20 protein-coding genes and 1 tRNA gene are annotated in these 25483 nt (G+C 67.6%); 10 read left to right on the top strand and 11 right to left on the bottom strand.

The window, feature by feature from the left end; translation table 11 throughout:
- Nucleotides 1-29 precede the first annotated feature (29 nt).
- Nucleotides 30-3479: a transcription-repair coupling factor gene (mfd, locus tag JTE92_RS18960; protein WP_063238663.1), complete on the bottom strand. Its 3450-nt coding sequence runs from the start codon at nt 3477-3479 to the stop codon at nt 30-32.
- Nucleotides 3480-3707: 228 nt separating this feature from the next.
- Here mfd and ispD point away from each other — a divergent pair, with 228 nt between their 5' ends.
- Together ispD and ispF are read left to right on the top strand one after the other, a co-directional pair.
- Complete coding sequence (gene ispD / locus JTE92_RS18965; RefSeq protein ID WP_063238664.1) at nt 3708-4493, top strand: 2-C-methyl-D-erythritol 4-phosphate cytidylyltransferase; 786 nt, start codon at nt 3708-3710, stop codon at nt 4491-4493.
- A 14-nt stretch (nt 4494-4507) separates the two neighbouring features.
- Complete coding sequence (gene ispF / locus JTE92_RS18970; RefSeq protein WP_063238665.1) at nt 4508-5017, top strand: 2-C-methyl-D-erythritol 2,4-cyclodiphosphate synthase; 510 nt, start codon at nt 4508-4510, stop codon at nt 5015-5017.
- Between the two features lie 33 nt (nt 5018-5050).
- Here the strand turns inward: ispF and JTE92_RS18975 are convergent, their stop codons facing one another.
- The 5 genes from JTE92_RS18975 to ompR all read right to left on the bottom strand — a co-directional run bounded on the left by JTE92_RS18975 (nt 5051) and on the right by ompR (nt 9403).
- Nucleotides 5051-5623, bottom strand: a complete 573-nt coding sequence (locus tag JTE92_RS18975) for a GNAT family N-acetyltransferase (RefSeq protein WP_063238666.1) — start codon at nt 5621-5623, stop codon at nt 5051-5053.
- A gap of 179 nt (nt 5624-5802) precedes the next feature.
- Entirely contained in the window at nt 5803-6324 is a 522-nt protein-coding gene (locus tag JTE92_RS18980; protein ID WP_063238667.1) for a carboxymuconolactone decarboxylase family protein, read from the bottom strand.
- 118 nt (nt 6325-6442) lie between these two features.
- A complete protein-coding gene (locus JTE92_RS18985) occupies nt 6443-6991 on the bottom strand; it encodes a peroxiredoxin (protein ID WP_063238668.1) in 549 nt (182 codons plus the stop codon).
- A 315-nt stretch (nt 6992-7306) separates the two neighbouring features.
- A complete protein-coding gene (locus JTE92_RS18990) occupies nt 7307-8656 on the bottom strand; it encodes an ATP-binding protein (protein WP_063238669.1) in 1350 nt (449 codons plus the stop codon).
- Nucleotides 8657-8680: 24 nt separating this feature from the next.
- Nucleotides 8681-9403, bottom strand: coding sequence for an osmolarity response regulator transcription factor OmpR (gene ompR, locus JTE92_RS18995; RefSeq protein WP_010810107.1), 723 nt, complete (start codon nt 9401-9403; stop codon nt 8681-8683).
- Between the two features lie 314 nt (nt 9404-9717).
- On the opposite strand from ompR, the gene JTE92_RS19000 reads away from it, so the two are divergent.
- Nucleotides 9718-10074: a hypothetical protein gene (locus JTE92_RS19000; RefSeq protein WP_063238670.1), complete on the top strand. Its 357-nt coding sequence runs from the start codon at nt 9718-9720 to the stop codon at nt 10072-10074.
- A gap of 16 nt (nt 10075-10090) precedes the next feature.
- On the opposite strand, the gene JTE92_RS19005 is transcribed toward JTE92_RS19000, so the two are convergent.
- Both JTE92_RS19005 and hpnD read right to left on the bottom strand, forming a co-directional pair.
- Nucleotides 10091-11353 (bottom strand): Zn-dependent hydrolase, encoded by a 1263-nt coding sequence (locus JTE92_RS19005; RefSeq protein WP_063238671.1) that lies wholly within the window; start codon nt 11351-11353, stop codon nt 10091-10093.
- A gap of 66 nt (nt 11354-11419) precedes the next feature.
- Nucleotides 11420-12256: a presqualene diphosphate synthase HpnD gene (hpnD, locus tag JTE92_RS19010; protein WP_063238672.1), complete on the bottom strand. Its 837-nt coding sequence runs from the start codon at nt 12254-12256 to the stop codon at nt 11420-11422.
- 300 nt (nt 12257-12556) lie between these two features.
- Here hpnD and JTE92_RS19015 point away from each other — a divergent pair, with 300 nt between their 5' ends.
- Both JTE92_RS19015 and JTE92_RS19020 read left to right on the top strand, forming a co-directional pair.
- Complete coding sequence (locus JTE92_RS19015; protein WP_063238673.1) at nt 12557-13777, top strand: efflux RND transporter periplasmic adaptor subunit; 1221 nt, start codon at nt 12557-12559, stop codon at nt 13775-13777.
- 7 nt (nt 13778-13784) lie between these two features.
- A complete protein-coding gene (locus JTE92_RS19020; RefSeq protein WP_063238674.1) occupies nt 13785-16898 on the top strand; it encodes an efflux RND transporter permease subunit in 3114 nt (1037 codons plus the stop codon).
- A 145-nt stretch (nt 16899-17043) separates the two neighbouring features.
- Here JTE92_RS19020 and JTE92_RS19025 read toward each other — a convergent pair whose 3' ends face one another.
- Both JTE92_RS19025 and JTE92_RS19030 read right to left on the bottom strand, forming a co-directional pair.
- Complete coding sequence (locus JTE92_RS19025; RefSeq protein ID WP_063238675.1) at nt 17044-17397, bottom strand: hypothetical protein; 354 nt, start codon at nt 17395-17397, stop codon at nt 17044-17046.
- A gap of 422 nt (nt 17398-17819) precedes the next feature.
- Nucleotides 17820-17906 (bottom strand) — tRNA-Leu (locus tag JTE92_RS19030).
- 352 nt (nt 17907-18258) lie between these two features.
- Between JTE92_RS19030 and JTE92_RS19035 the strand changes: the two genes are divergently transcribed.
- On the top strand, nt 18259-18540 hold the full coding sequence (locus JTE92_RS19035; RefSeq protein WP_232353352.1) for a VanZ family protein: 282 nt from the start codon (nt 18259-18261) through the stop codon (nt 18538-18540).
- Nucleotides 18541-18601: 61 nt separating this feature from the next.
- On the opposite strand, the gene JTE92_RS19040 is transcribed toward JTE92_RS19035, so the two are convergent.
- Complete coding sequence (locus tag JTE92_RS19040) at nt 18602-19459, bottom strand: 23S rRNA (adenine(2030)-N(6))-methyltransferase RlmJ (protein ID WP_063238677.1); 858 nt, start codon at nt 19457-19459, stop codon at nt 18602-18604.
- A gap of 144 nt (nt 19460-19603) precedes the next feature.
- Between JTE92_RS19040 and mnmC the strand changes: the two genes are divergently transcribed.
- The 4 genes from mnmC (at nt 19604) to clpX (ending at nt 25470) form a co-directional block, all read left to right on the top strand.
- Nucleotides 19604-21583, top strand: coding sequence for a bifunctional tRNA (5-methylaminomethyl-2-thiouridine)(34)-methyltransferase MnmC2/FAD-dependent 5-carboxymethylaminomethyl-2-thiouridine(34) oxidoreductase MnmC1 (gene mnmC / locus JTE92_RS19045; RefSeq protein ID WP_063238678.1), 1980 nt, complete (start codon nt 19604-19606; stop codon nt 21581-21583).
- Nucleotides 21584-21792: 209 nt separating this feature from the next.
- Entirely contained in the window at nt 21793-23148 is a 1356-nt protein-coding gene (gene tig / locus JTE92_RS19050; protein WP_063238679.1) for a trigger factor, read from the top strand.
- Between the two features lie 113 nt (nt 23149-23261).
- Nucleotides 23262-23912: an ATP-dependent Clp endopeptidase proteolytic subunit ClpP gene (gene clpP / locus JTE92_RS19055; RefSeq protein WP_029049269.1), complete on the top strand. Its 651-nt coding sequence runs from the start codon at nt 23262-23264 to the stop codon at nt 23910-23912.
- 280 nt (nt 23913-24192) lie between these two features.
- Nucleotides 24193-25470 carry an ATP-dependent Clp protease ATP-binding subunit ClpX gene (gene clpX / locus JTE92_RS19060; protein ID WP_029049268.1) on the top strand — a complete coding sequence of 426 codons (1278 nt, stop codon included), beginning with the start codon at nt 24193-24195 and terminating at the stop codon, nt 25468-25470.
- The last annotated feature ends 13 nt before the right edge of the window (nt 25471-25483 follow it).

Below are 25483 nucleotides of genomic sequence, written 5' to 3' on the forward strand. Positions count from 1 at the left end.
CGCATGGTGCCGACCCGCCGCCCGCAGCGTTACGCCAGTTGCCGCAGCGTATGCTTGATCGTCTGCGCGCGCACCGCCACGTCCGGCATCTTGGCCTCGATACGCAGCTTGTCCTGCCCCGCCAGCTTGATATGCCGGTTCTTCTGCACGAGGTCGATGATGCGCATGGCATCGATCGGCGGGTTGGGCACGAACTGCACGCTGATGGTGGCCTCGCCCGCGTCGATCTTGCGCACGCCCAGCGGCGCCGCGGCGATGCGCAGCCGGTGCGTTTCCACCAGCGCCTGCGCCTGTGCCGGCAGCCTGCCGAAACGGTCGATCAGTTCTTCCTGGATATCGTCGACACGCTCCGCGGTCTCGCAGTTGGCCAGGCGCTTGTACAGCGACAGGCGCTCGTGCACGTCCCCGCAGTAGTCGTTGGGCAGCAGCGCCGGCGTGCCGAGGTTGATCTCGGTGGTCGCCGCCAGCGGCGCCATCAGGTCGGGCTCCTTGCCGGCCTTCAGCGCCTTGACCGCGTGGTTGAGCATGTCGGTGTAGAGCTGGAAGCCGATCTCGTGGATCTCGCCCGACTGCTTGTCGCCCAGCACCTCGCCGGCGCCGCGGATTTCCAGGTCGTGCATGGCCAGGTAGAAGCCCGAGCCCAGTTCCTCCATCTGCTGGATCGCTTCCAGCCGGCGCTGCGCCTGCTTGGTCAGGCCGTCGACATCATGCACCAGCAGGTAGGCATAGGCCTGGTGGTGCGAGCGTCCGACCCGGCCGCGCAGCTGGTGTAGCTGCGCCAGCCCGAACTTGTCGGCGCGGTGGATCAGGATGGTGTTGGCGGTCGGCACGTCGATGCCGGTCTCGATGATGGTGGTGCACAGCAGGATGTTGTCGCGGCGCGAGACAAAGTCGCGCATCACGCGCTCCAGCTCGCGTTCGTGCATCTGGCCGTGCGCCACCGCGATGCGCGCCTCGGGCACCAGCTCGGCGAGCCTGGCGCGCTTGTTCTCGATGGTCTCGACCTCGTTGTGCAGGAAGTAGATCTGGCCGCCGCGCTTGAGTTCGCGCAGGATGGCCTCGCGGATCACGCCGTCTTCCTCGCGGCGCACGAAGGTCTTGATCGCCAGCCGCTTCTGCGGCGCGGTGGCGATCACCGAAAAATCGCGCAGGCCTTCCAGCGCCATACCCAGCGTGCGCGGGATCGGCGTGGCGGTCAGCGTCAGGATGTCGACCTCGGCGCGCAGCGTCTTCAGCGCTTCCTTCTGGCGCACGCCGAAGCGGTGTTCCTCGTCGATGATGACCAGTCCCAGGCGCTGGAACTTCACCTGGTCGGACAGGATCTTGTGCGTGCCGATGACGATGTCGACGCTGCCTTCGTTGATCTGCCTGATGGCCGCATCGATCTCCTTCTTGGTCTTGAAGCGCGACAGCTCGACGATGCGCACCGGCCATTCGGCAAAGCGGTCCGACAGCGTCTGGAAGTGCTGCTCGGCCAGCAGCGTGGTCGGCGCGAGCATCGCCACCTGCTTGCCGCCCAGCACCGCGACGAACGCCGCGCGCAGCGCGACCTCGGTCTTGCCGAAGCCGACGTCGCCGCACACCAGCCGGTCCATCGGCTTGCCCGAGGTCATGTCGGCGATCACCGCGGCGATGGCGGCGGCCTGGTCCGGCGTTTCCTCGAAGCCGAAGCTTTCGGCAAAGGTCTCGTAGTCCTTCGGCGACAGCGGGAAGGCGAAGCCCTCGCGCGCGGCGCGGCGGGCGTAGAGGTTGAGCAACTCGGCAGCGGTATCGCGGATCTGCTGCGCAGCGCGGCGCTTGGCCTTGTCCCACTGGCCCGAGCCCAGGTGGTGCAGCGGCGCGGTGTCCGGATCGGCGCCCGAGTAGCGAGAGATCACGTGCAGCTGGTGCACCGGCACATAGAGCTTGCTGGCCTTGTCGTATTCGAGGTGCAGGAATTCCTCGTCGCCCTGGCCCATGTCGAGCGACACCAGGCCATGGTAGCGGCCGATGCCGTGCTCGCTGTGCACCACCGGGTCGCCGATCTTCAGCTCGGCCAGGTCGCGCACCATCGAGTCGACCGCGGTCGCCTGTTCCTGCTTGCGGCGGCCGGCGCGGCGTGCGGTGCCGGCGTACAGTTCGGCTTCGGTGACGAAGGCGAGCTGACCCTGCGGCAACGCGAAGCCGCTCTGCAACGGCGCCACCGCGATCGAGAAATGCGCTTCGCTCGCAAGGAACGCGGCAAAGTCGTCCACCGGATGCGGGCGCAGGCCGCTTTCGGCGAACAGCTGCAGCAGCGTCTCGCGCCGGCCGGCGGAATCGGCGCACATCAGCACGCGGGTCTGCTTGTCGAGCAGCAGCGATTCCAGGTTGACCAGCGGATCGTCGGCGCGACGGTTGACCGAGACATCGGGCAGGAGCGCCGAGAACGGCGCCTGGTCCGCGCCGGGCTCCGTCTGCAGCACCAGCCGCGCCATCGGCTTGGCGCCGACGAAGAACTGCTCCTCGGACAGGAACAGGTCGGCCGGCGGCAGCAGCGGGCGCTCGCGGTCGTGCCGCATGAAGTTGTAGCGCTGCGTGGTATCGGCCCAGAAGCGGCGGATGGCTTCATCGATGTTGCCCGCGAAGGCGAGTTGCGTATCCGCCGGCAGGTAGTCGAACAGCGTCGCGCTGTCTTCGAAGAACAGCGGCAGGTAGTACTCGATGCCCGCCGACGGCACGCCGTTGCCGATGTCCTTGTAGATCGGCGACTTGGTCGGGTCGCCCTCGAACACCTCGCGCCAGCGGCCGCGGAACGCGGTGCGCGCGGCTTCGTCGAGCGGGAACTCGCGGCCCGGCAGCAGGCGCACTTCCTTGACCGGATACAGGCTGCGCTGCGTGTCCGGGTCAAAGGCGCGGATGGTCTCGATCTCGTCGCCGAACAGGTCGATCCGGTACGGCAGCGCCGAGCCCATCGGGTACAGGTCGATCAGGCCGCCGCGCACGCTGTACTCGCCCGGGCGCATCACGGCGCTGACGTGCTCATAGCCGGCCAGCGTGAACTGCGCCTTCAGCGCGGCCTCGTCCAGGCGCTCGCCCTGCTTGAAGAAGAAGGTGTAGGCCGCCAGGAAGGAGGGCGGGGCCAGCCGGTACAGCGCGGTGCTGGCCGGCACCAGCATCACGTCGCATTGCCCGCCCTGGATGTCGTGCAGCGTGGCCAGGCGTTCGGAGACCAGGTCCTGGTGCGGCGAGAAGCTGTCGTACGGCAGCGTTTCCCAGTCGGGCAGCAGGCGCACGCGCAGCTCGGGCGCGAACCAGGGGATTTCCTCGGCCAGGCGCTGGGCGTCGACGGCATTGGCGCACACCACTGCCAGCATCGGCACGCGCGCGCGGTGCTGGCGCGCGTAGGCGGCAATGGCCAGTGCATCGGCCGAGCCACGCAGGCCGGCCACGGTGTGGCGCAGGCCGGGCTTGACCAGCGGCAGGTTGACGAAGGGCAGGGAGGGTGTAGCGTCAGGCATGTCGGCAACGGGGCGTTCAAAACGACGACGCCCCGCCGGCATTGCGGGCGGGGGTCGGACAGAATGCTGCGGGCACATGGCGGCACCCGCCCACGCCGCCAGGCATGCATGCGCCATGGCGACGGGCAAGGGCCGTATTATAGAATGCGACCCGGCTGTCCCGCTGGCGCCACGACGCTGGCGCCAGCCACTACAGTTTCACTTCGCCATTCACTTCCTGCCCAAGCCGTGTCCGCTCGCCGCTTTGCCCTGATCCCCTGTGCCGGTACCGGCAGCCGCGCCGGCGGCACCGTTCCCAAGCAATACCAGGCCGTGGCCGGCCGGCCGATGATCTGGTACGCGCTGGCGGCGTTCTCGGCGTGCGATGCGATCAACGCCACCGCGCTGGTGCTGGCGCCCGACGACATGCCGCTGGAATCGCGCTTCGGCGCCGCGGCCTTTGCCGGACTGCGCTTCGACACCGCCTTCGTTGGCGGCGATACGCGGCATGCATCGGTGCTGGCGGGACTGCATCACCTGGCCCAGCTCGGCGCCACCGATACCGACTGGGTGCTGGTGCACGACGCGGCGCGCCCGGGTCTGACCCCGGCGATGATCCACGCGCTGGTGCGCGCGGTCGAAAGCGACGGCGACGACGATCCGGATGCGGCCATCGGCGGCATCCTGGCGGTGCCGGTGCCCGATACCCTCAAGCGCGCGCAGGACGATGCCCGCATCGGCGGCACCGTGCCGCGCGAAGGGCTGTGGCAGGCCCAGACCCCGCAGATGTTCCGCCTGGGCGTGCTGCGCCAGGCGCTGCAGGACGCCATGGCGGCCGGCGCGGTGGTGACCGACGAGGCCAGCGCGATCGAGCGGCTGGGGCTGCATCCGCGGCTGGTCAATGGCTCGCTGCGCAATTTCAAGGTGACATACCCGGAAGACTTCGCGCTCGCCGAAGTGCTGCTGGGTACAGGCGCACCAGGAGCAACAGGAGCAACAGGAGCAACAGGAGCAACAGGAGCAACAGGAGCATAAGGAGCGTAACCGCAATGATGCCTTTCGATATCCGCGTGGGCCAGGGCTATGACGTCCACGCGCTGGTGCCCGGCCGCAAGCTGATCCTTGGTGGCGTGGAGATCCCGCACGACCGCGGCCTGCTGGGCCATTCCGATGCCGACGCGCTGCTGCACGCGGTGACTGACGCGCTGTTCGGCGCGGCCGCGCTGGGCGATATCGGCCGCCATTTCCCCGATACCGACGCGCGCTTTGCCGGCGCCGACAGCCGCGTGCTGCTGCGCGAGGCCGCGCGCCGCGTGCGCGAGGCGGGCTACGAGATCGGCAATGTCGATGCCACCGTGATTGCGCAGGCGCCCAGGCTGGCGCCGCATGTCGGCGCGATGGTGGCCAACCTGGCGCAAGACCTCGGGCTGGCGCCGGGACGCTGCAACGTCAAGGCAAAGACCAACGAAAAGCTGGGCTTCGAAGGCCGCCAGGAAGGCATCGTGGCGCAGGCCGCGGTGCTGGTCTGGCGCGCCTCGGTGACGGGCGCGCAGGACTGAGCGCCCTGTGGCGGGTGCCGTGGGCGGGCGCGGCTAGCTGCGCGGCGCGTCCGCCGGGGCGTTTTCCGGCGGGATGGCGTAGGTGTAGTCGATCAGCCGCGCCATGGCGCCCGAGCGCGCACCGGCCTCGGTGCGCTTGGTGAATCCCATCTGCTGCACCAGCCGGTTGGCCGAGGCCATCTCCGGCATGGTCCTGACCAGCAGCGTGGGCGAGCCGATATCGCGCGCGCGCTGGATGCAGATCTGCATCAGCGTGCGGCCCAGCCCCAGGCCGCGCGCCTGCGGGCTGACCGACAGCAGCCGCGCCTCTGGCTGCGTCAGCGTGATGGTGCTGCCGTCGAGCGCGGGCAGCGTCGCCCCGGGATGGCAGAACAGCACTGCGCCCATGATGCCGTGGTCGGTTTCCGCCACCCACCATTCCATGTCGGGATTGCTGGTTGCCAGCACCGCCTGCATGCCGCGCTGGAACGAGGCCCGGCAGTCCTCCATGATTTCCAGCTCATACTGGCCATAGGCTTGCTGCGTGACGGCAGCGATGTCGCCCCAGTCATGCACCGCGGCAAGGCGGTAGTGGAAACGGGGAGAAGTCGGCGAAGGCAGGGTCATGGCAGGCTGAAAGTGCATATCCTGCCTGGATTGTAGGCCGATCACCGCGCCAGCGCAGTGCCGGCGCGGGGGCGGTTGCAAGATGGGAACAGCCGGCATTTCCCGCTGGGAAGCTGCCGGCTGTTGTGCTACAGGGGCCGTGGAACGGCCCCTTGGGGGGGCGGGGGCGCGCTGTCCGCTTACTGGGCGGCGATCACGTTGGCCGCGGCCACGATCACCGCGGCGATGCGGCCCACGTCGCGCAGCTGCTGCGCAGTCATGCCCTGTTCGTTCTTCAGCAGCTGGTAGTGCGACTTCACGCAGAAGTGGCACTTGCCCACGATCGACGCGGCCAGCGCGTACATCTCGAAGCGGCGCTTGTCCACGCCGCCATGGGTGGCGTAGGCGTTCATGCGCAGGCCGGCCGGCTGGGTCGACAGGTCGGTGTCGTCCGCCATCTCGACGTACGGATACCAGGTGTTGTTCATGCCCATCAGCGCCGCGGCGGTCAGCGCGCCGTTGGTTTCCTCGGGCGACAGCACGCCGGCATTGCGGATGGCATCCACCAGCACCTTGCTCTGCGCCGCGAATGCCGCCGCCAGCGCCACGCCGACCGCATCGTTGCCTTCCAGCGAGGAACGGGCGATGGTGCCGTCCACGTTCAGGCGGATGTCCTTGGCGAAATCTGGGATGAGGTTTTTAATCGTGCTGAGGAATTCCATTTATTTCTCCTATCGATCGGGGCCCAAAAAACCCGCGCAAGCGGGTTTCGGAGCGGAGGGCGGTGCCCTCCGCGGATCGCCACGGTGTCTGGCGAAGAATTGCAGATGACAGTGCAAATTACAGCGTTGCGCCACCAACGGCACGGTTGCACGGGCACAGCTCGTCCGTTTGCAGGCCGTCCAGGATACGCAGGACTTCGTCCGGGTTGCGGCCGACGTTCAGGTTGTTCACCGAAACGTGCTGGATCACGTTGTCCGGATCGACGATGAAGGTCGCGCGCAGGGCCACGCCGGCGGCCTGGTCACGCACGCCCAGCTGGTCGATCAGCGAGCCGGTCACGTCGGCGAATTGCCACTGGTCCAGCTTGTTCAGGTCCTTGTGTTCGCGGCGCCATGCCAGCTTGACGAACTCGTTGTCGGTCGAGCCGCCCAGCACGATCGCGTCGCGGTCAGCGAAGTCGCCGTTCAGCTTGGCGAAGGCAACGATTTCGGTCGGGCACACGAAGGTGAAGTCCTTCGGGTAGAAGTAGATGACCTTCCACTTGCCTTCGAACGACTTTTCGGTGATGTCTTCGAAAGCCGACTGGCCGTTCTCTTCGTGATTGTTGAAACCCGGCTTGACACCGACGACGTGGAAGGCTTCGAGCTTTTCACCAACGGTCTTCATAAGACTATCTCCAGATAACGTTGCAATAAGTACAGTGCCGCCGCTGCGGCCCCGGCGTGGATCCTGCCAGGCACTTTGCTGCGGTGCACCGCGACAAAACGTGATTATGCGTGATCATCCTGCGGGGGGCTAATTGATATTCTCAAAGAGCCCGATAGGCACGGCAGGCCATGGTTCAGTGCCGCCTGCTTCGCGCGGCCGGGGCCGGCGATGCGGAGCGGCAAGCATGCCATGCAAGGCAGGCACGCAAATGGCAAGTTGGTGACGATCCGCCGGGATTCAAGCCGGCTGCATCACGGCGCCGCCGGGCGACCGTCACGCGCGGCGGAAGCAGGCGCTGACCACCAGGCCCGAATCCGGCGCGGCGCGGTTGGCCAGCAGCAGCCGCCCGCCGTTGCGCTGCATGATGCGGTTGACGATGGACATGCCCAGCCCCGCGCCCTTGGCCTCGCTGCGCGCGCTGTCGAGCCGGTAGAACGGCCGCGTCAGCAGCGACAACTGGCCTTCGGGCACGCCATTGCCGCGGTCGGCCACGGTCAGCACCGCTTCCTTGTCGTCGACGCGGGTGGAGATCTCGACCACCGCCATGCCGCTCTGCTCGTCCTTGGCATAGCGGCGCGCGTTCTCGACCAGGTTGTCGAGAATGCGCTGGACTTCCATGCGGTTGGCCACGGCCATCACCGGCTCATTGGCGCGCACATGCACGCGCACATCGTCATGCGCGGCGTAGACGCCCACGGCATCGTGCACCAGCGCCGACAGGTCGACCGGTTCGACGGTTTCCAGCGGCGGCCGCGCGTAGTTGAGGAACTGGCCGATGATCGCGTCCATCTGTTCGATATCGGCGATCATGGCGTCGCGCGTGGGCGTGTCCATCGGCGACATCTCGGTTTCCAGGCGCAGCCGCGTCAGCGGCGTGCGCAGGTCGTGCGAGATGCCGGCCAGCATCACCACGCGGTCGTCGTCGAGCTGGCGCAGGTCGCGCACCATCTGGTTGAAGCTGTGGTTGGCCAGCGCCACTTCGCTGGCGCCGTGCTCGGGCAGCGGCGGCGGGTCGCCGCCGGCGCCGATGGCGCGCGCGGCGTTGGCCAGGCGCTTGAGCGGGTAGTTGACGCGCGCGGTGATAAAGGCCGCGCCGATGATCGACAGCAGCAGCGCGGCGATACTCCACCACAGCCACTGGATGCCGGGCACGCGTTCGAAGCGCTCGGGGCTGATCGCCACCCAGTAGTCGTCGCCCTCGATCTCGAAGCTGACCCACACGCCGGGAATGTCGTTGACGGTGGTGGCCAGCACGGTGTCCTCGCCCAGGCGGCCGCGGATTTCCTGCTGGACCAGCGAGGTCAGGAACGGGTTGGCGGTGGGCGCGGCGAAGTCGTCGTCCTGCTCGCGCGGATAGACCTTGATGCCTTCGTTCTGCACCAGGTCGAGCAGCAGGAAGCGGCGCCGCGCGGGGTCGGAGTAGAGCAGCGCGGCGCGCGTGAGCTTGACCACGCTGACCACCTGCATGGCGATCTGCTGCGCGCGCGGGGCGCGTTCGAACAGCCGGTAGCTCTGGAACCAGATGCCCAGCGAGATCGCCAGCAGCAGGGCGATAAGCATGAAGGTTCGCCAGAACAGCGAACCAAAGAACCGCGTCGCGGTTCTGCCGATAACGGTCGCCACGATAGGAACAGCGGCCGTTATCGGTTATTTCACGCCATCGGGAATGAAGACGTAGCCCAGGCCCCAGACCGTCTGAATAAAGCGCGGGTTGCTCGGGTCGGGCTCGATCAGCTTGCGCAGGCGCGAGATCTGTACGTCCAGGCTGCGGTCGAACACTTCATATTCGCGGCCGCGCGCCATTTCCATCAGCTTCTCGCGCGACAGCGGCTGGCGCGGATGGCGGGCGAACACCTTGAGCACCGAGAACTCGCCGGTGGTCAGCGTGATTTCCTCGTCGTTCTTGGTCAGCGTGCGCGTGGCCAGATTCAGCACGAAATCGCCGAAGGCAAAGGTCTCGGGGGTTTCCGACGGGGCGCCGGGCACTTCGGCCGGGCCCTTGCGGCGCAGCACCGCGTGGATGCGCGCGATCAGCTCGCGCGGATTGAACGGCTTGGGCAGGTAATCGTCGGCGCCCATTTCCAGGCCGACGATGCGGTCCACGTCCTCGCCCTTGGCGGTGAGCATGATGATCGGGGTCTGGTCGTTGGCACCGCGCAGCCGGCGGCAGATCGACAGGCCGTCTTCGCCCGGCATCATCAGGTCCAGCACCAGCAGGTCGAAACGCTCGCGCAGCCAGAGCTTGTTCATCGCGGTGGCGTTTTCCGCCACCAGCACGGTGAAACCCTGTTCGCCCAGATAGCGGCGCAGCAGATCGCGCAGACGCGGGTCATCGTCGACGACAAGAATCTTGTGGCTGGTATTTTCCATGGCGGTATCTTAGCGACTATCGCTTTCGCTCAAAATGGCTTAACAAAACGTTACATACTTTACCCCGTGGTATGGCGGTGTGCATCAATCGTGCGATTACACTGCGCCATCCCGTCTTTTTGCGCCCCTTGCGCGCTGATTTTCCGCGCATTTGCACCGCATGATCCACGGCATCGGCCGCCCCCGCCCGCGGGCCCTGGCCCGATGCTTGCAGAGGACAGCAGCGCCAGACGGGGATCGGACGGGGTAACGAAATTTCCCGGCTTCAGACGGTTTCACCGACCGCTTTTCCCGAAGCCAAGACGCCATTATCAATGAAAGTGAACCAAACCCGGCACGGGCATCCGCAGCATGGTATCGCCGGCGCATGCATTGCGCTTGCGGTTGCGGTTGCCGCATGGCTGCTTGTGCCGGCCGGGCCGGCGCGGGCCCAGTCGGCCGGCGTGGCCAACCTGCTCAAGCGCCATCCGTCGGCGCAGGCGAGCGAGCCAGGCAACGGCCAGCGCGAGGCGCGTGCCCGTGCCGAGCGCCATCGCGCCGAGCAGCGCGAGACCGACCGCCGCCGCGTGGACGAGCGCGAGCGCGGCGGCTCGCGGCTGTCGCCGGACGAGCGGCGGCGCCTGCGCAAGAGCCTCTACGATTTCAGGCGGGAGATGTACGACGGCAGCTGAGCGCTGCGGTCTTCTGTCAGCCTAACGGCTGGAAGTGGCGCAGGAAGTCGACGAAGACTTCGGCCGCCAGCTGCGCGTCCTCGGCGGTGATGGTTTCCAGCGGGTTGTGGCTGATGCCGCCATTGCCGCAGCGTACGAACAGCATCGCCACGTCGGTGATGCGGTGCATCATCATGGCGTCATGGCCTGCGCCGGAAGGCAGCTCGAAAGCCTCCATCCCGCGCTTTTTCAGTACCGCGCCGAACTGGTCCATCAGCCAGCGGGCGCAGGGCGCGTTATTGACCGGCGGCACGCGCTCGACCTGAGCCGACAGCCCGCGCCGTGCGGCGATCCGTTCGATGCCGGCAACGATGTCGGCGATGGCTGCCTCGCGGATGTCGTCGGCGCCTGCGCGGATGTCCATCGAGAAGGTGCAGGCCGCCGGGATCACGTTGCTCGATCCATTCGGCACCTGCAGCTGGCCGACGGTGCCGACCAGCGTGGGCGCGGCGGCGCAGCGCTCTTCCACCAGCAGGATCATCTCGGCCGCACCCGCGGCGGCGTCCTTGCGCATGCCCATCGGCGTCGTTCCGGCATGGCTGGCCTGGCCTTCCACCCGGACCTGGAAGCGGCTGCTGCCGGCAATCTGCGTGACCACGCCCAGCGGCAGGTCGTGGTGCAGCAGCACCGGTCCCTGTTCGATATGCACTTCAACAAAGCCCAGCAGCGTCGCCGGATCGAGCGCCGCCGCGCGCAGCGCTTGCGGGTCGCCCGCACCGGGCAGGCCGGAGATGGCCAGCGCCTCGGCCAGCGTGATGCCGTCCGCGTCGACGCGGGCCAGCAGCGCGGGATCGAAGCGGTCCGCCAGCACGCTGCTGGCCAGGAAGCTGGTCTTGAAGCGCAGCCCTTCCTCCTCGGCGAATCCCACCACCTCGAAGTGGTACGGCAGGCGGATCCCGGCCCGGTTCAGCGCGTCCACCACGGCAATCGGCAGCAGGATGCCGAGGCGCCCGTCATAGCGGCCGCCATTGCGCACCGTATCGAAGTGCGAGCCGGTCATCAGCACGCGGGCATCGGTGACGGCGGGGTCGGCGGCGTAGCGGCCGATGACATTGCCGATGGCGTCGATGCGCACCGCCATGCCCGCGGCTTCCATCCACTGCGCCAGCTGGTCCTGCGCGGCACGGTGCGCCGGTGTCAGGTAGGCGCAGGTCAGGCCGCCTTCCATATCGGAGAAGCGGGCGAGCTGGTCGGCGTGGTCGAGGATGGCCTGGCCGAGGGAAGCGGTGGTCTGGGACATAACGGGTGTCGGCGGTTGTCGGCGGATGTCGGCGGATGTCGTGGCTCGCTGCCTGTTTACTATGTGTCAACTATTGCGGATCCAGGTCTTCCAGGCGATCCACAGCTTGCGCAGCGGCGTCAGCGCGATGCGCTGGCTGAGCACCTGGAACTGGCTGGCTTCCAGCTCATCGAGCAGCGCATGGTAGATCGCCCCCATCAGCAGGCCGGCGCGCTGGGCGCGGCGGTCCTGGCGCGGCAGGGCCGCCAGCGCCTCGCGGTACAGCTTGCGGGCGCGTTCGGCATGGTATTGCATCAGTGCCACGAAGCGCTCGGAATGCTGGCCCTTGAGGATTTCGGAAGCCGGCACCTGGAACTGCTGCAGCGTATTGACGGGCAGGTAGATGCGGCCGCGCCGGGCATCCTCGCCCACGTCGCGCAGGATATTGACCAGTTGCAGCGACAGCCCGAGCTTCTCGGCAAATTCCAGTGTCTTCGGGTCGGTATAGCCGAACAGCCGCGCGCTGAGCGTGCCGACCACGCCGGCCACGCAATGGCAGTAGCGGTTCAGGCCGGCTTCATCCAGGTAGCGCGTCTGCGTCAGGTCCATCTCCATGCCGTCGAGCACTTCGGCCATTTCGGCCTGTGGCAGGCCGGCGCCGGCAACATGCGGCTGCAGCGCCTGGGTGGTCGGGTGCGTGGGCGCGCCGTCGAACAGCCGCCGCAGTTCCGCGCGCCACCAGTCCAGTTGCTGGTGCGCCAGGCCCGTGTCATGCGTTTCGTCGACCACGTCGTCGACTTCGCGGCACCAGGCGTACAGCGCGGTGATGGCGCGCCGGCGTTCGGCCGGCAGGAACAGGAAGCTGTAATAGAAGCTGGAGCCGCTCTGGGCGACTTTCTCTTGGCAATACTGATCGGGCGTCACGCCGGTCTCGGTCTGAAGATGGGGGTGGGGAAGGGTGGCAGAAGCGCGGGGCGCCGATTGTAGCATCGCCGATCCGGGCAGTCGGACGCCGCCGGATGGCCGGGCGGCACACATTTAACCACAGCTCATCCGCGGGCAACGGCACCTGAGCAGGCATTCCAGGCGTTTCGTCGCCTGCCGTTTGACGCACCCCCGTGGGGATCGCTATATTACTGACCGGCCAGTTATTTATTGTTCCGCACTGGTCTCCGCGGCCGACGCCTGCCTGGCCAGCTGTTCCATCCGACTCCTAGCTTACCGATGCCAGTGCTTTGCCCAGTGCCGGAAGTTGCGGCCGCAGCGAATCCTTTTGACACAAAATCGTTACCCAGCGCGCGCTTTGGGCGTTTGGGGCATCTGGCGCGCTTTGCAGTGGCCGCGCTGGTGGCCGCCGCCGCGGTCGCGGGCTGCGGCAGGCAGGCCGAGCCGGCGCCCGAGGTCCGTCCGGTGCGCCTGATGCAGCTCAGCCAGCACAGCGGCAGGACCGCCTTCGAGTTTTCCGGAGACGTGCGCCCGCGTGTCGAATCGAGGCTGGGGTTCCGCGTGGGCGGCAAGATCGCCGCGCGCCTGGTGGATGTGGGCGCCATCGTCACCAGGGGCCAGCCGCTGGCCCGGCTGGATCCGACCGACCTTTCCCTCGCCGAAGCGGGCTCGCGTGCCCAGTTCGAGGCCGCGAAGACCGACCGCGACCTCGCCGCGTCGGACCTGAAGCGCTACAACGACCTGTTCGCCAAGGGCTTTATCAGTGCCGCCGAACAGCACCGGCGCCAGGCCAGTTTCGAGGCGGCCGACTCGCGCCTGCGCCAGGCCCAGGCCGGCCTGCGCAGCCAGTCCAACCAGACCGCCTACGCCGTGCTGCATGCCGACGCCGACGGCGTGGTCACGGCCATCGACGCCGAGGTGGGCCAGGTCGTCACCCCGGGCCAGCCGGTGGTGCGCGTGGCCCAGACCGCGGAGAAGGAAGTGGCGATCGGCCTGCCGGAGGACCAGGTCGACCTGCTGCGCGGCATTGCCGACGTCAGTATCCATACCTGGGCCGAGCCGCAGCGCGCGCTGCCCGGCCGGGTGCGGGAGATTGCCGCGGCTGCCGATCCGGTCACCCGCACCTATGCCACCCGCGTCACCATTCCCGATCCGCCCGCCGACCTCAAGCTCGGCATGACCGCCGTGGTGACTTTCGTGCGGACCGGGGCCACGCCCGCGATCCGCGTGCCGCTGACAGCGCTGCTGCAGGAGCAGGGCCGCAACCAGGTGTGGGTCTACGACGCCGCCGCCGGCACGGTCAAGCCGGTCACGGTGACGCTGGGCGAGGCCGTCGGCAACGAGGTGGAGGTGCGCCAGGGGCTGGCGCCGGGCCAGACCATCGTCACCGCAGGCGTACACCTGCTGCGCCCGGGGCAGAAGGTGCGGCCGCTGCAGGCGGTCGCGCCTGCTTCCGCGCCGACCGCGGCCCCCACCGCGGCGGCCCCTAAGCAGGGCTGAAGCCGGCATGGATCATTCCCGCTTCAACCTGTCGCGCTGGGCGCTCGAGCACCAGCCGCTGACCCGTTACCTGCTGGTGGTGCTGCTGCTCGGCGGCCTGCTGGCATTCTTCCAGCTGGGCCAGGACGAGGACCCGCCCTTTACCTTCCGCGTGATGGTGGTGCAGGCGTTCTGGCCGGGCGCCACCGCCGAGCAGATCGCGGTGCAGGTCACCGACAAGATCGAACGCCAGCTGCAGGAAGTGCCTTACGCCGACAAGATCCGCAGCTTCTCCAAGCCCGGCGAGACCACGGTGATCTTCCAGCTCAAGGACACCTCGCCGGCGAAGGAGACCGCGCAGATCTGGTACACCGTGCGCAAGAAGATCGGCGATATCCAGCAGACGCTGCCCGCGGGCGTGCGCGGGCCATTCTTCAACGACGAGTTCGGCGACGTCTACGGCACCATCTATGCGCTGTCGGCAGACGGCTTCAACTACAAGGAACTGCGCGAGTACGCCGACCTGGTGCGGCAAGAGTTGCTGCGCGTGCCGTCGGTGGCCAAGGTGTCGCTGATCGGGCTGCAGGACGAGAAGGTCTATATCGAGTTCAACCAGGCGCGCTTTGCCCAGCTCGGGCTGGACATCAATGCCATCGCCGACCAGATCTCGCAGCAGAACAATCTGACCGGCAGCGGCGTGCTGGTCACGCCGAGCGACAACCTGCAGGTGCGCCTGTCCGGCCAGTTCGCCAGCGTCGGGGACCTGGAGAACCTGGTGCTGCGCGGGCCCAACGGCATCGCCAATATCCGCCTCGGCGACATCGCGCATGTGTACCGCGGCTATGTCGACCCCACCCAGACACGGATGCGCTTCAACGGCAAGGACGTGATCGGCCTGGGCATCTCGATGCAGAAGGGCGGCGACATCATCCAGCTCGGCAAGGACCTGCGCGCGGCGTTCGAGAAGCTGCGCGGCCAGCTGCCGGTTGGCATCGAGATGGACCAGGTGCAGGACCAGCCCAGGGCGGTCAGGCAATCGGTGGGCGAGTTCGTGCGCGTGCTGATCGAGGCCGTGGTGATCGTGCTGGCGGTCAGCTTCGTCGCGCTGGGCCTGCATACGCGGCCGCTGCGGCTGGACGTGCGGCCCGGGCTGGTGGTGGCGCTGACGATTCCGCTGGTGCTGGCGGTGACCTTCCTGTTCATGCACATCTTCGGCATCGGCCTGCACAAGATCTCGCTGGGCGCGCTGATCGTGGCGCTGGGGCTGCTGGTCGACGACGCCATCATCGCGGTCGAGATGATGGTGCGCAAGCTGGAAGAGGGCTTCTCCAAGATGGAGGCGGCCACTTTTGCCTACACCTCGACGGCGATGCCGATGCTGACCGGCACGCTGATCACGGCGGCGGGCTTCCTGCCGGTGGGGCTGGCGCGCTCGACGGTGGGCGAGTACACCTTCGCCATCTTTGCCGTGACCGCGCTGGCGCTGGTGCTGTCGTGGCTGGCGGCGGTGTATTTCACGCCTTACCTCGGCTACCTGCTGCTCAGGACGCGCGGGCCGGGCGCCGGCGAGCATCATGAAGTGTTCGATACCCCGTTCTACGCGCGCTTCCGCCGGCTGGTGGACTGGTGCGTGACCTGGCGCAAGACGGTGATCGCCATCACGCTGGCGATGTTCGTGCTGGGCATCTACGCGTTCAAGTTCGTCGAGAAGCAGTTCTTCCCCGACTCCAGCCGGCCCGAGCTGATGGTGGAGCTGTGGATGCCGGAAGGCACCAGCTTTGTCCAGATGGAAGCCGAAGCCAGGCGCTTCGAGCGCCTGGTGGGCAAGGACAAGCAGGTGGAGAGCCTGACCACCTTCGTCGGCACCGGCGCGCCGCGCTTCTACCTGCCGCTCGACCAGATCTTCCCGCAGAGCAATGTGGCGCAGGTGATCGTGATGCCGGTCAGCACCGAGGTGCGCGATGCCCTGCGCCGTCGCATCATCGCGCTGCTCGACGCCGAGTTCCCGTACCTGCGCGGCCGCGTCAAGCTGCTGCCGAACGGCCCGCCGGTGGCGTATCCGGTGCAGTTCCGCGTGATCGGCCCGGAGGCGGGCGCGGTGCGCCAGCTGGCCGACCAGGTCAAGGCCATGATGCGCGCGAACCCGAACACGGTTGGCGTCAACGACAACTGGAACGAGAACGTCAAGATGCTGCGCCTGGAGATCGACCAGGACAAGGCGCGCGCGCTGGGCGTGACCACCAGCGCGATCGCGCGCGTGACGCAGACCGTGCTGACCGGCGTGCCGGTGGGCCAGTATCGCGACGGCGACAAGCTGATCGAGATCCTGATGCGCACGCCGCGCAACGAGCGCGATGCGATGTCCGACCTGAACAACGTGCTGGTGCCGACCAATACCGGCCGCACCGTGCCGCTGACCCAGGTGGCACGCGTGGCGTTGAGGTCGGAGCCCGGCGTGGTCTGGCGCGAGAACCGCGACTTCGGCGTGACCGTGCAGGCGGACGTGGTCGACGGCATCCAGGGTCCGACCGTGACCGCGCAGATCAACCCGCAGCTGGACCAGTTGCGCGCGCAGCTGCCGGCGGGTTACCGCATCACCGTGGCCGGGGCGGAAGAAGAAAGCGGCAAGGCCGGCGCGTCGATCGCCGCGCAGCTGCCGCTGTGCATCTTCCTGATCTTCACGCTGCTGATGCTGCAGCTGCACAGCTTCTCGCGCGCGCTGATGGTGTTCCTGACCGGCCCGCTGGGCCTGATCGGCGCCGCCGCGACGCTGTTGCTGCTGCGCGCGCCGATGGGGTTTGTGGCGCAGCTGGGCATTACCGCGCTGCTGGGCATGATCATCCGCAACTCGGTGATCCTGGTCGACCAGATCGAGCAGGACATCAGCGCGGGCGTGCCGCCCTGGACCGCCATCGTCGAAGCGGCGGTACGCCGTTTCCGCCCGATCATCCTGACCGCGGCGGCGGCGGTGCTGGCGATGATCCCGCTGTCGCGCTCGATGTTCTGGGGACCGATGGCGGTGGCGATCATGGGCGGGCTGATCATTGCCACCGTGCTGACGCTGCTGTTCCTGCCGGCGCTGTATGCGGCGTGGTTCCGCATCAAGCGGCCCGAGGCAGGGGTTGGGGCGCTGGCAGGCTGACGATCCGGCGACGCCGGCCTCAGGCCGGCGTCGCGGATGCCGCCGCATCCGCGCGCGCAGCGTCACGCTTTTGCCCCAGCATGGCGACGCGGGCGCCAACGTGCTGCTGCAAGCCATGCGGGCGCGGGCCGCCAGGCCTGCGCGCCTAGTTGCAGATCGTGCCGGGGACCGGCTTGCCGGAATTGGTCAGGCCCTGGCAAGCGTCGCCGATGGTCAGGCTGGTGTCGGAGGCAGAGGCCGGCGACAGCTTGAGCTTGCCTGCCACCGTGCAGCAGCCGCGCGGCGGTGGGGGCATCGGTGTGCGCTTGATGGCAGGAGCCGGAACCGGAACCGGCCCGCCGGCTTCGGCCATTTCTTCTGCATCCGGGAACACGCACTGCCCTTGCTGGCAGATCCGGTCCCCTTTGCACTGCATGTCGTACTGGCATCCGGCAGCCTGGGCGAGCGATGACCAGCCAGCGGCCATCGACGCTGCCAACAGCAAGGCAGAAACTTTCATATGCCCTCCGATAGGGCTGAGGTGAAGACTGGAGTGGCCGGCGAAGTGTCTAACACCGCTCCAACACCTTCAGCATAGATCGCGGTGAGGGGCAGCGAAAGCCATTGGCACTCAGGTGTTCTACCACCTCCCGCGAGGCCCGGCCGCGGTGGCGGTCGCGGTCAGTGTGGGATCGGGCGGGAGATCGCATGCGCGCATTCCTGCGCCAGCGGCGTCAATTTTTTTTTGGTGTCGGTCAGCGGCACAAGCCGCTCGGCCAGGAGCGAATCTCGGCCTCAACGCCGCACCGCACGGGGGAAGCTGCGTGCGAAATTTGTGCGATCCGGATAGAAATTCCAAGGGACTGGAACAGGAATCTTGTGGGATTCGCTTCCGTAAGCCCTTGAATTTCTGGGCCTTTTAACCTTCGGAGAGGTCTGGGATGGTGCGAGGGAGGGGACTCGAACCCCTACACCATTGCTGGCGTCAGGACCTAAACCTGGTGCGTCTACCAATTTCGCCACCCTCGCGGTCCTTGCAGCGCAGCCCGGACGGGCGGCCGCGATGCTCGTTGCCTGCGCGGGACACGAAAGCAAAAAAAGGCGGCTGGAATTGCCCGCCTTTCATCGGTCCGCTGCTGCCGGCGCCTGCCGTGGCAGGTCATGCGCCTGCAGCGCAACGAGGCTGCGGATTGTAGCGCAAGGCGCCGGGGGAATCCAGTCCTGCCCGCCGGCGATATATATTGTCGGCATTGCCGACGCGTGCCGCATGGGGCGGCGCGCTCCCTGTCCCATGCCCCCTGGTTTGACTTCCACCCTGAAGGCGCCGCCATGGCGCCTGCTCTTCTGGGTCTGCGCCTGCGCCGTGCTGGCCCTGTCGCTGATGCCGCCATCCCAGCCCCTGCCAAGCACCGGCTGGGACAAGGGCAACCACCTGCTGGCCTTCGGTGTGCTGGCGCTGCTGGGGCGGCGCGCCTTTGCCGGCCACTGGCTGGCCCTGCTGGTGGCGCTGCTCGCTTATGGCGGCGTCATCGAGCTGCTGCAGGGCATGACTGCCTACCGGGAAGCCGACTGGCTCGACCTGGTGGCGGACACCTGCGGCGTGCTCGCCGGCCTGGCGCTGGACTGGCTGTGGCGCGGCCGCGGCCGGCGCTTGCCGCGCTGACTCGCGCTGACTCGCGCTGACTCGCGCTGACTCGCGCTGACTCGCGCGGCGGCGCCTCGCTCTACCGCTCTTCCGCTTCCAGCGTGAATTTCGCGCCGTCGTCCTGGCCGAGCAGGTCGATCAGCAGCGGCATCGCCTCCTGCAGCATTTCCTTCAGCCGCCACGGCGGGTTGACGATGAACATGCCGCTGCCGTGCAGCCCCAGGCCGCCTTCGGCCGGGTTCCTGACGGTCAGCGTCACGTGCAGCCAGCTCTTCAGCGGCAGGGCCTTCAGTTGCGCCGGCAGCTGCAGCGATTCGCGCCGCTGCACCTGCGGGTACCAGACCGCGTAGACGCCCGTGGCAAAGCGCTCCAGGCCATCGCGCACGGTCTGCACGGTGCGGGCGTAGTCCTGCTTGTCTTCGTAGGACGGGTCCACCAGCACCAGCGCGCGCCGCGGCGGCGGCGGCAGGATCGCCTTGATGCCGCCGAAGCCGTCGCCGTCGTACAGCATCACGCGGCGGCCGGCGCCGCGGAAGTTGTCGCGCAGCACCTGGATCTCGGTGCTGTGCAGCTCGAACAGGCGCAGCCGGTCCTGCTCGCGCAGCATCTGCCAGGCCAGCCATGGTGAGCCGGGATAGTGGCGCAGGTTGCCGTCCTGGTTCAGCGCCCGGACCTGGTCCAGGTACTCGGCCAGCAGCGGCGGCAGCGCGGTGCCGCTGGCGGCGGCGCGCCACAGGGGTGCGATGCCGGTCTCGAACTCGGCCTTCTTCTGCGCCCACTCGTGCTCGAGCGCATAGAGCCCGGCGCCGGCGTGGGTGTCGATGTACCAGAACGCCTTGTCCTTCTGCGCAAGGTGCTCGAGCAGCTGCACCACAACGGCATGTTTGAGGACATCGGCATGGTTGCCGGCATGGAAGGCGTGACGATAGCTGAGCATGGCGAAGCGGGGCGCCGCTGAGGCGCAAGATCGGGAGCAGGGCGGCGCGGCCACTGCGGGGAAGGCCGCTATGCTACCATCCGCGGCGAGTCGCCCCCTCCCCATGTCCGGCACGTCCGCCCGGACCCCTAGTATCCGTATCCCATGCCGCGCGCACTCGAGCCCGCCGAGCCCATCCTGTCTGCCGAAGGCACCCCGTATTCCCCCCGCTACGACGACGTCTACCACAGCACCGAAGGCGGGCTGGCGCAGGCCGCCCATGTCTTCCTGGGCGGCAATGGCCTGCCGCAGGCGTGGGCCGGCCAGCGCCAGTTCGTCATCGTCGAGACCGGCTTCGGCCAGGGGCTGAATTTCCTGGCGACCTGGCAGGCGTGGCGCGACGATCCCCGGCGCTGCGGCACGCTGCATTTCGTCTCGATCGAAAAGCATCCCTTCACGCGCGCGGGCCTGGCCCGGCTGCACGCCGGCCTTGATGGCCTGGGGCCGCTGGCGCAGGCACTGCAGGCGCAATGGCCTGACGCCTTGCCGGGGCTGCACCGGCTGGCGTTCGACGGCGGGCAGGTGGTGCTGACGCTCGCACTGGGCGATGCCGAGCAACTGCTGCCCAGGCTGGCTGTGGGCGCCGATGCCTTCTACCTCGACGGCTTTGCGCCGGCGCGCAATGCGGACATGTGGTCGCCGCCGGTGTTCCGCGGGCTGGCGCGGCTGGCCCGGCCGGGCGCGACGCTGGCCACCTACACCGCCGCCGGGTTCGTCCGGCGCGGGCTGAAGGAAGTCGGTTTCGACGTCAGCAAGGCGCCTGGCTTCGGCGGCAAGCGCGATATGACGGTCGCGCGCTTCCGGCCCCTGTGGAAGTCGCGCCGCCATGCACCGCCGCTGGCGGCGCAATGGCCCGACCGGCATGCCATCGTGATCGGCGCCGGCCTGGCCGGCTGCGCCGTAGCCGAGCGCCTGGCCGCGCGCGGCTGGCGCATTACGCTGTTCGATGCGCATGACGGCCCGGCGCGGCAGACCTCGGCGCATCGCGCGGCGGCCATGCATGCTCACCTGTCTGCCGATGACAGCCTGCTGTCGCGCCTTTCGCGTGCCGGCAACCAATACGCACTGCGCGCGTGGGCCGCGCTGCGCGACGCCGGGCATCCGGTGGACTGGCACGGCTGCGGTGTGCTGCAGATCGGCGAGGACGAGGCCGAGGCCGAGGGCGAGGCCCAGCGCGCCGCGCTCGCAGCCATGGGGCTGCCGGAATCGTTCGTGCGCTGGATGAGCGCTGAGGAAGCGGCGTCCGCCCACCGTGCAGGCGTGCCACGAGGGGGGCTGTGGTTCCCGGCGGGTGGCTGGGTTGCGCCGCCCGATGTCTGCATGGCGCAGCTGGCGCGTGCCGGCGATGCAGTCACCGCGCGCTTCGGTTGCCGCGTGGCAAGCATGGCGCGCGAGGGTGAGCGGTGGCACGCGCTGGGCGCCGGCGGCGCGCTGCTGGCGTCGGCGCCGGTATTGGTGCTGGCCAATGCGCACGAGGCGCAGCAACTGCTGCCGCAGCAGCACTGGACCATGCGGCGCGTGCGCGGCCAGCTGACCACGCTGCCGGCCGCGCAGGTCGATGCGATCGGCGGCTGGCCGGACTGCGTGGTCACGGGCGCCGGCTACCTGCTGCCGCGTGCCGCGGACGGCACGGGCCGCGTCGGCTCCAGCTACGACCCCGACGAAGGGCCGCTGGCCGAGCGTGCGGAAGTGCATGCCGCCAACCTGGCGCGCCTGGCCGGCCTGCTGCCGCAGCAGGCCGGCGCGATGGCCGGCATCGACCCCGCTGCGCTGACCGGCTATGTCGGCGTGCGCACGGTCACGCACAACCGGCTGCCGCTGATCGGGCAGGTCGCCGACGAAGCGGCGGCACGTACGCACGCAAATGCGTTGCGCGGCGCGCACCTGCGCGACCTGCCGCGTGTCCCCGGCCTGTACGCGGCCCTTGCCTATGCGTCGCGCGGCCTCACATGGGCGGCCCTGGGGGCAGAGCTGCTGGCCAGCCAGATCGAAGGCGAGCCGCTGCCGCTCGAGGCCGACCTGGCCGATGCCGTCGATCCGGCACGCCTGCTGCTGCGCGCGCTGCGCCACGGCCAGGCGGGCTAGCGGCGAGGTGCCGGAAAGCGGTTCCCGGCCCGCTTCCGGGTAAAAACGCCGGAACCGAACCAAAACCGTGCGATAATCCCCGTTTTCCGTTTGCGCGGAGCCCTCCGTGCGCCGCCGCGCCGCGGCGGCCCCAGGCGGTGCTGCATATGGCGCAGCGCAAGCGGTAGCGCCAACGAACACAACTACATTTCTGGATTGGATCTACGACCATGTCGAACGTGATTGAGAACCTCGGCAAGCTGGACCGCAAGGTGACCCTGGCCATCCCCAAGGCCGAAGTGGAGAAGGAAAAGCAGGAGCGCCTGGTTCGCCTTTCGAAGACCGTGAAGATGTCGGGCTTCCGTCCGGGCAAGGTGCCGATGAAGATGGTCGAGAAGCAATACGGCCAGCAAGTCGAGTTCGAAGTGCGCTTCGACAAGGCCGCGCGCAAGTTCTTCGACATCACCAAGGAACAGGACGTCAAGGTTGCCGGCCAGCCCAAGTTCGAGATCAAGACCGAAGGCGTGGAAGCTGACCAGGTCGCGTTCGATGCCACCTTCGAGGTGTACCCGGAAGTGAAGATCGGCGACCTGTCGGCCGCCGAAGTCACCCGCACCGGCACCGAGATCACCGACGCCGAAGTCGACAAGACCGTCGACATCCTGCGCAAGCAGCGCGTGCACTACCACACCCGCGGCGAAGCCGGCGAGCATGGCGACGGCGGTGCCGACGTCACCGCCCAGAACGGCGACCGCGTGACGCTGGACTTCGTCGGCAAGATCGACGGCGAAGAGTTCGCCGGCGGCAAGGCCGAGGACTTCCCGTTCGTGCTGGGCGAAGGCCGCATGCTGCCCGAGTTCGAGCAGGCCGCGCTGGGCCTGAAGGTCGGCGAAAGCAAGACCTTCCCGCTGGCCTTCCCGGAGGACTACCACGGCAAGGAAGTGGCCGGCAAGACCGCCGAGTTCACCGTGACGCTGAAGAAGATCGAGTGGGCCCACCTGCCGGAAATCAACGAAGCCTTCGCCAAGTCGCTGGGCATCGCCGACGGCAGCGTCGAGAAGATGCGCGCCGACATCCGCGAGAACCTGGAGCGTGAAGTCAAGCGCCGCACGCATTCCATGCTGAAGGACCAGGTCATGGAAGCCCTGCTGAAGGCGAGCGAGCTGGACGTGCCCAAGGCCCTGATCGAGCAGGACCAGGAGCGCCTGGTCGAGATGGCCCGCCGCGACCTGGAACAGCGTGGCATGCCCAACGCCAAGGACATGCCGATTCCGGCCGAGATGTTCGCGCAGCAGGCAGAGCGCCGCGTCAAGCTGGGCCTGATCCTGGCCGAGATCGTCAAGGCCAACGGCCTGGAAGCCAAGGCCGACCAGATCAAGGCCGAGATCGAGGACTTTGCCAAGAGCTACGAAGACCCGAAGGAAGTGATGCGCTGGTACTACGGCGACCAGCAGCGCCTGGCTGAAATGGAAGCCTACGTGCTCGAAAACAACGTGGTAAATTTCGTGTGCGACAAGGCCAAGGTCACCGACAAGAAGGTGTCCTTCGAGGAACTCACCGCCGAAGGCAACCAGCAGCAGGCCTGAGGTCGGGGATAACCCGCAAGCCCGCTTTTTTCCGCGCCACGGCGCGGGGAGCGGGCTCGGTGTCCCGAGCTACCCGATTGCCTTGCGATCCGATGAATCCATGGAGAACCTGCATGACCCGCAATGATTTGCTTGACCGTCTCGCCACCACGCAGGCGTCGGCACTGGAAACCCAGGGCCTGGGGCTGGTGCCGATGGTCGTCGAGCAGTCCGGCCGGGGCGAGCGCGCCTATGACATCTATTCGCGCCTGCTGAAGGAGCGCGTGGTGTTCATGGTGGGCGAGGTCAACGACCAGACCGCCAACCTGGTGGTGGCGCAGCTGCTGTTCCTGGAGAGCGAGAACCCCGACAAGGACGTGTCGCTCTACATCAACTCGCCGGGCGGTTCCGTCTCGGCGGGGCTGGCGATCTACGACACCATGCAGTTCATCAAGCCGGATGTGTCCACGCTGTGCATGGGCATGGCGGCGAGCATGGGCGCCTTCCTGCTGGCGGCCGGCGCCAAGGGCAAGCGTTTCGCGCTGCCCAACTCGCGCATCATGATCCACCAGCCGCTCGGCGGCGCGCGCGGCCAGGCCTCGGATATCGAGATCCAGGCGCGCGAGATCCTGTACCTGCGCGAACGGCTGAACAGCATCCTGTCGGAAGTGACCGGCCAGCCGGTCGAGAAGATTGCGCGCGATACCGATCGCGACAACTTCATGAGCGGCGACCAGGCGGTGGACTACGGCCTGGTGGACAAGGTCATCGCCCGCCGCGGCTGATGCTACGGGCCGTGGCGGCGCAATCCGCAACGGCGGCCCTGGCGTTCGCTGCGTTCTGCCGGGAAACCCGCATTGCGCGGAACGCCCTGGCGCGGCAGCATTGCTGAAATGGCGAAGGCTACACCGGAACGAGGCCTTGTGCCTCGTTTTTTGCTTTTGCCCCACAGCCCGGGGGAGAGCGCCGGTGAGGCCAATTGTTTTGGCGTATGATGCGTTTAAAGCGTATCGCCGGGGAGCCTTTCGCCCCGCGGTGTGCGCAATGCAAAAGTGACTGATTCCTATGGCGGACAAAAAAGGTTCATCCAGCGAAAAGCTTCTTTACTGCTCCTTCTGCGGCAAGAGCCAGCATGAGGTCAAGAAGCTGATCGCGGGCCCCTCGGTGTTCATTTGCGACGAATGCATCGACCTGTGCAACGAGATCATTCGTGACGAAGCCACCGCAACCGAGAAAGACGCCGCCGCGGCTGCGCGCTCGGACCTGCCCACGCCCCACGAAATCCGCGAAAGCCTGGACCAGTATGTGATCGGCCAGGAACAGGCCAAGAAGATCCTGGCCGTCGCGGTCTACAACCACTACAAGCGCCTGAAGCACCTCGGCAAGAAGGACGATGTCGAGCTGTCCAAGAGCAACATCCTGCTGATCGGGCCGACCGGCTCCGGCAAGACGCTGCTCGCGCAGACGCTGGCGCGCCTGCTCAACGTGCCGTTCGTGATCGCCGACGCGACCACGCTGACCGAAGCCGGCTACGTGGGCGAGGATGTCGAGAACATCATCCAGAAGCTGCTGCAGAACTGCAACTACGAAGTCGAGAAGGCGCAGCGCGGCATCGTCTACATCGATGAGATCGACAAGATCTCGCGCAAGTCCGACAACCCGTCGATCACGCGCGACGTGTCGGGCGAGGGCGTGCAGCAGGCCCTGCTGAAGCTGATCGAGGGCACGATGGCCTCGGTGCCGCCGCAGGGTGGCCGCAAGCATCCGAACCAGGACTTCCTGCAGGTCGACACGACCAACATCCTGTTTATCTGCGGCGGCGCGTTCGACGGGCTGGAAAAGGTCATCATGCAGCGCTCGGACAAGACCGGCATCGGCTTCGCCGCGCAGGTCAAGAGCAAGGAAGAGCGCGACGTCAGCGAAGTCCTGCCGCAGACCGAGCCGGAAGACCTGATCAAGTTCGGCCTGATCCCCGAGCTGATCGGCCGCCTGCCGGTGGTTGCCACGCTGGCCAAGCTGGACGAGGCCGCGCTGGTGCAGATCCTGGTCGAGCCCAAGAACGCGCTGGTCAAGCAATACCAGAAGCTGCTGGCGATGGAAGGCGTCGAGCTGGAAATCCGCCCGGGCGCGCTCACGGCAATCGCGCGCAAGGCGATCCGCCGCAAGACCGGCGCCCGCGGCCTGCGTTCGATCCTGGAGCAGTCGCTGATGGACGTCATGTATGACCTGCCGAATTACAAGGGCGTGCAAAAGGTGGTGATCGATGAAAACACGATCACCGGGGACGCGCCGCCGCTGCTGATGTACGAAGAGCAGCAGCCGAAAGTGGCGGGCTCCAACTGACGCGAGGGCTGCC

The sequence above is a fragment of the Cupriavidus oxalaticus genome, from assembly GCF_016894385.1.
Classification (GTDB): domain Bacteria; phylum Pseudomonadota; class Gammaproteobacteria; order Burkholderiales; family Burkholderiaceae; genus Cupriavidus; species Cupriavidus oxalaticus.

What these genes read in the sequence shown, in the direction of transcription:
- mfd (WP_063238663.1), bottom strand. Translation starts at nt 3,479, where the DNA reads ATGCCTGACGCTACACCCTCCCTGCCCTTCGTCAACCTGCCGCTGGTC.
- ispF (WP_063238665.1), top strand. Translation starts at nt 4,508, where the DNA reads ATGATGCCTTTCGATATCCGCGTGGGCCAGGGCTATGACGTCCACGCG.
- JTE92_RS18975 (WP_063238666.1), bottom strand. Translation starts at nt 5,623, where the DNA reads ATGACCCTGCCTTCGCCGACTTCTCCCCGTTTCCACTACCGCCTTGCC.
- JTE92_RS18980 (WP_063238667.1), bottom strand. Translation starts at nt 6,324, where the DNA reads ATGGAATTCCTCAGCACGATTAAAAACCTCATCCCAGATTTCGCCAAG.
- JTE92_RS18985 (WP_063238668.1), bottom strand. Translation starts at nt 6,991, where the DNA reads ATGAAGACCGTTGGTGAAAAGCTCGAAGCCTTCCACGTCGTCGGTGTC.
- ompR (WP_010810107.1), bottom strand. Translation starts at nt 9,403, where the DNA reads ATGGAAAATACCAGCCACAAGATTCTTGTCGTCGACGATGACCCGCGT.
- JTE92_RS19000 (WP_063238670.1), top strand. Translation starts at nt 9,718, where the DNA reads ATGAAAGTGAACCAAACCCGGCACGGGCATCCGCAGCATGGTATCGCC.
- JTE92_RS19005 (WP_063238671.1), bottom strand. Translation starts at nt 11,353, where the DNA reads ATGTCCCAGACCACCGCTTCCCTCGGCCAGGCCATCCTCGACCACGCC.
- JTE92_RS19015 (WP_063238673.1), top strand. Translation starts at nt 12,557, where the DNA reads ATGCCAGTGCTTTGCCCAGTGCCGGAAGTTGCGGCCGCAGCGAATCCT.
- JTE92_RS19020 (WP_063238674.1), top strand. Translation starts at nt 13,785, where the DNA reads ATGGATCATTCCCGCTTCAACCTGTCGCGCTGGGCGCTCGAGCACCAG.
- JTE92_RS19025 (WP_063238675.1), bottom strand. Translation starts at nt 17,397, where the DNA reads ATGAAAGTTTCTGCCTTGCTGTTGGCAGCGTCGATGGCCGCTGGCTGG.
- JTE92_RS19035 (WP_232353352.1), top strand. Translation starts at nt 18,259, where the DNA reads ATGCCGCCATCCCAGCCCCTGCCAAGCACCGGCTGGGACAAGGGCAAC.
- JTE92_RS19040 (WP_063238677.1), bottom strand. Translation starts at nt 19,459, where the DNA reads ATGCTCAGCTATCGTCACGCCTTCCATGCCGGCAACCATGCCGATGTC.
- mnmC (WP_063238678.1), top strand. Translation starts at nt 19,604, where the DNA reads ATGCCGCGCGCACTCGAGCCCGCCGAGCCCATCCTGTCTGCCGAAGGC.
- tig (WP_063238679.1), top strand. Translation starts at nt 21,793, where the DNA reads ATGTCGAACGTGATTGAGAACCTCGGCAAGCTGGACCGCAAGGTGACC.
- clpP (WP_029049269.1), top strand. Translation starts at nt 23,262, where the DNA reads ATGACCCGCAATGATTTGCTTGACCGTCTCGCCACCACGCAGGCGTCG.
- clpX (WP_029049268.1), top strand. Translation starts at nt 24,193, where the DNA reads ATGGCGGACAAAAAAGGTTCATCCAGCGAAAAGCTTCTTTACTGCTCC.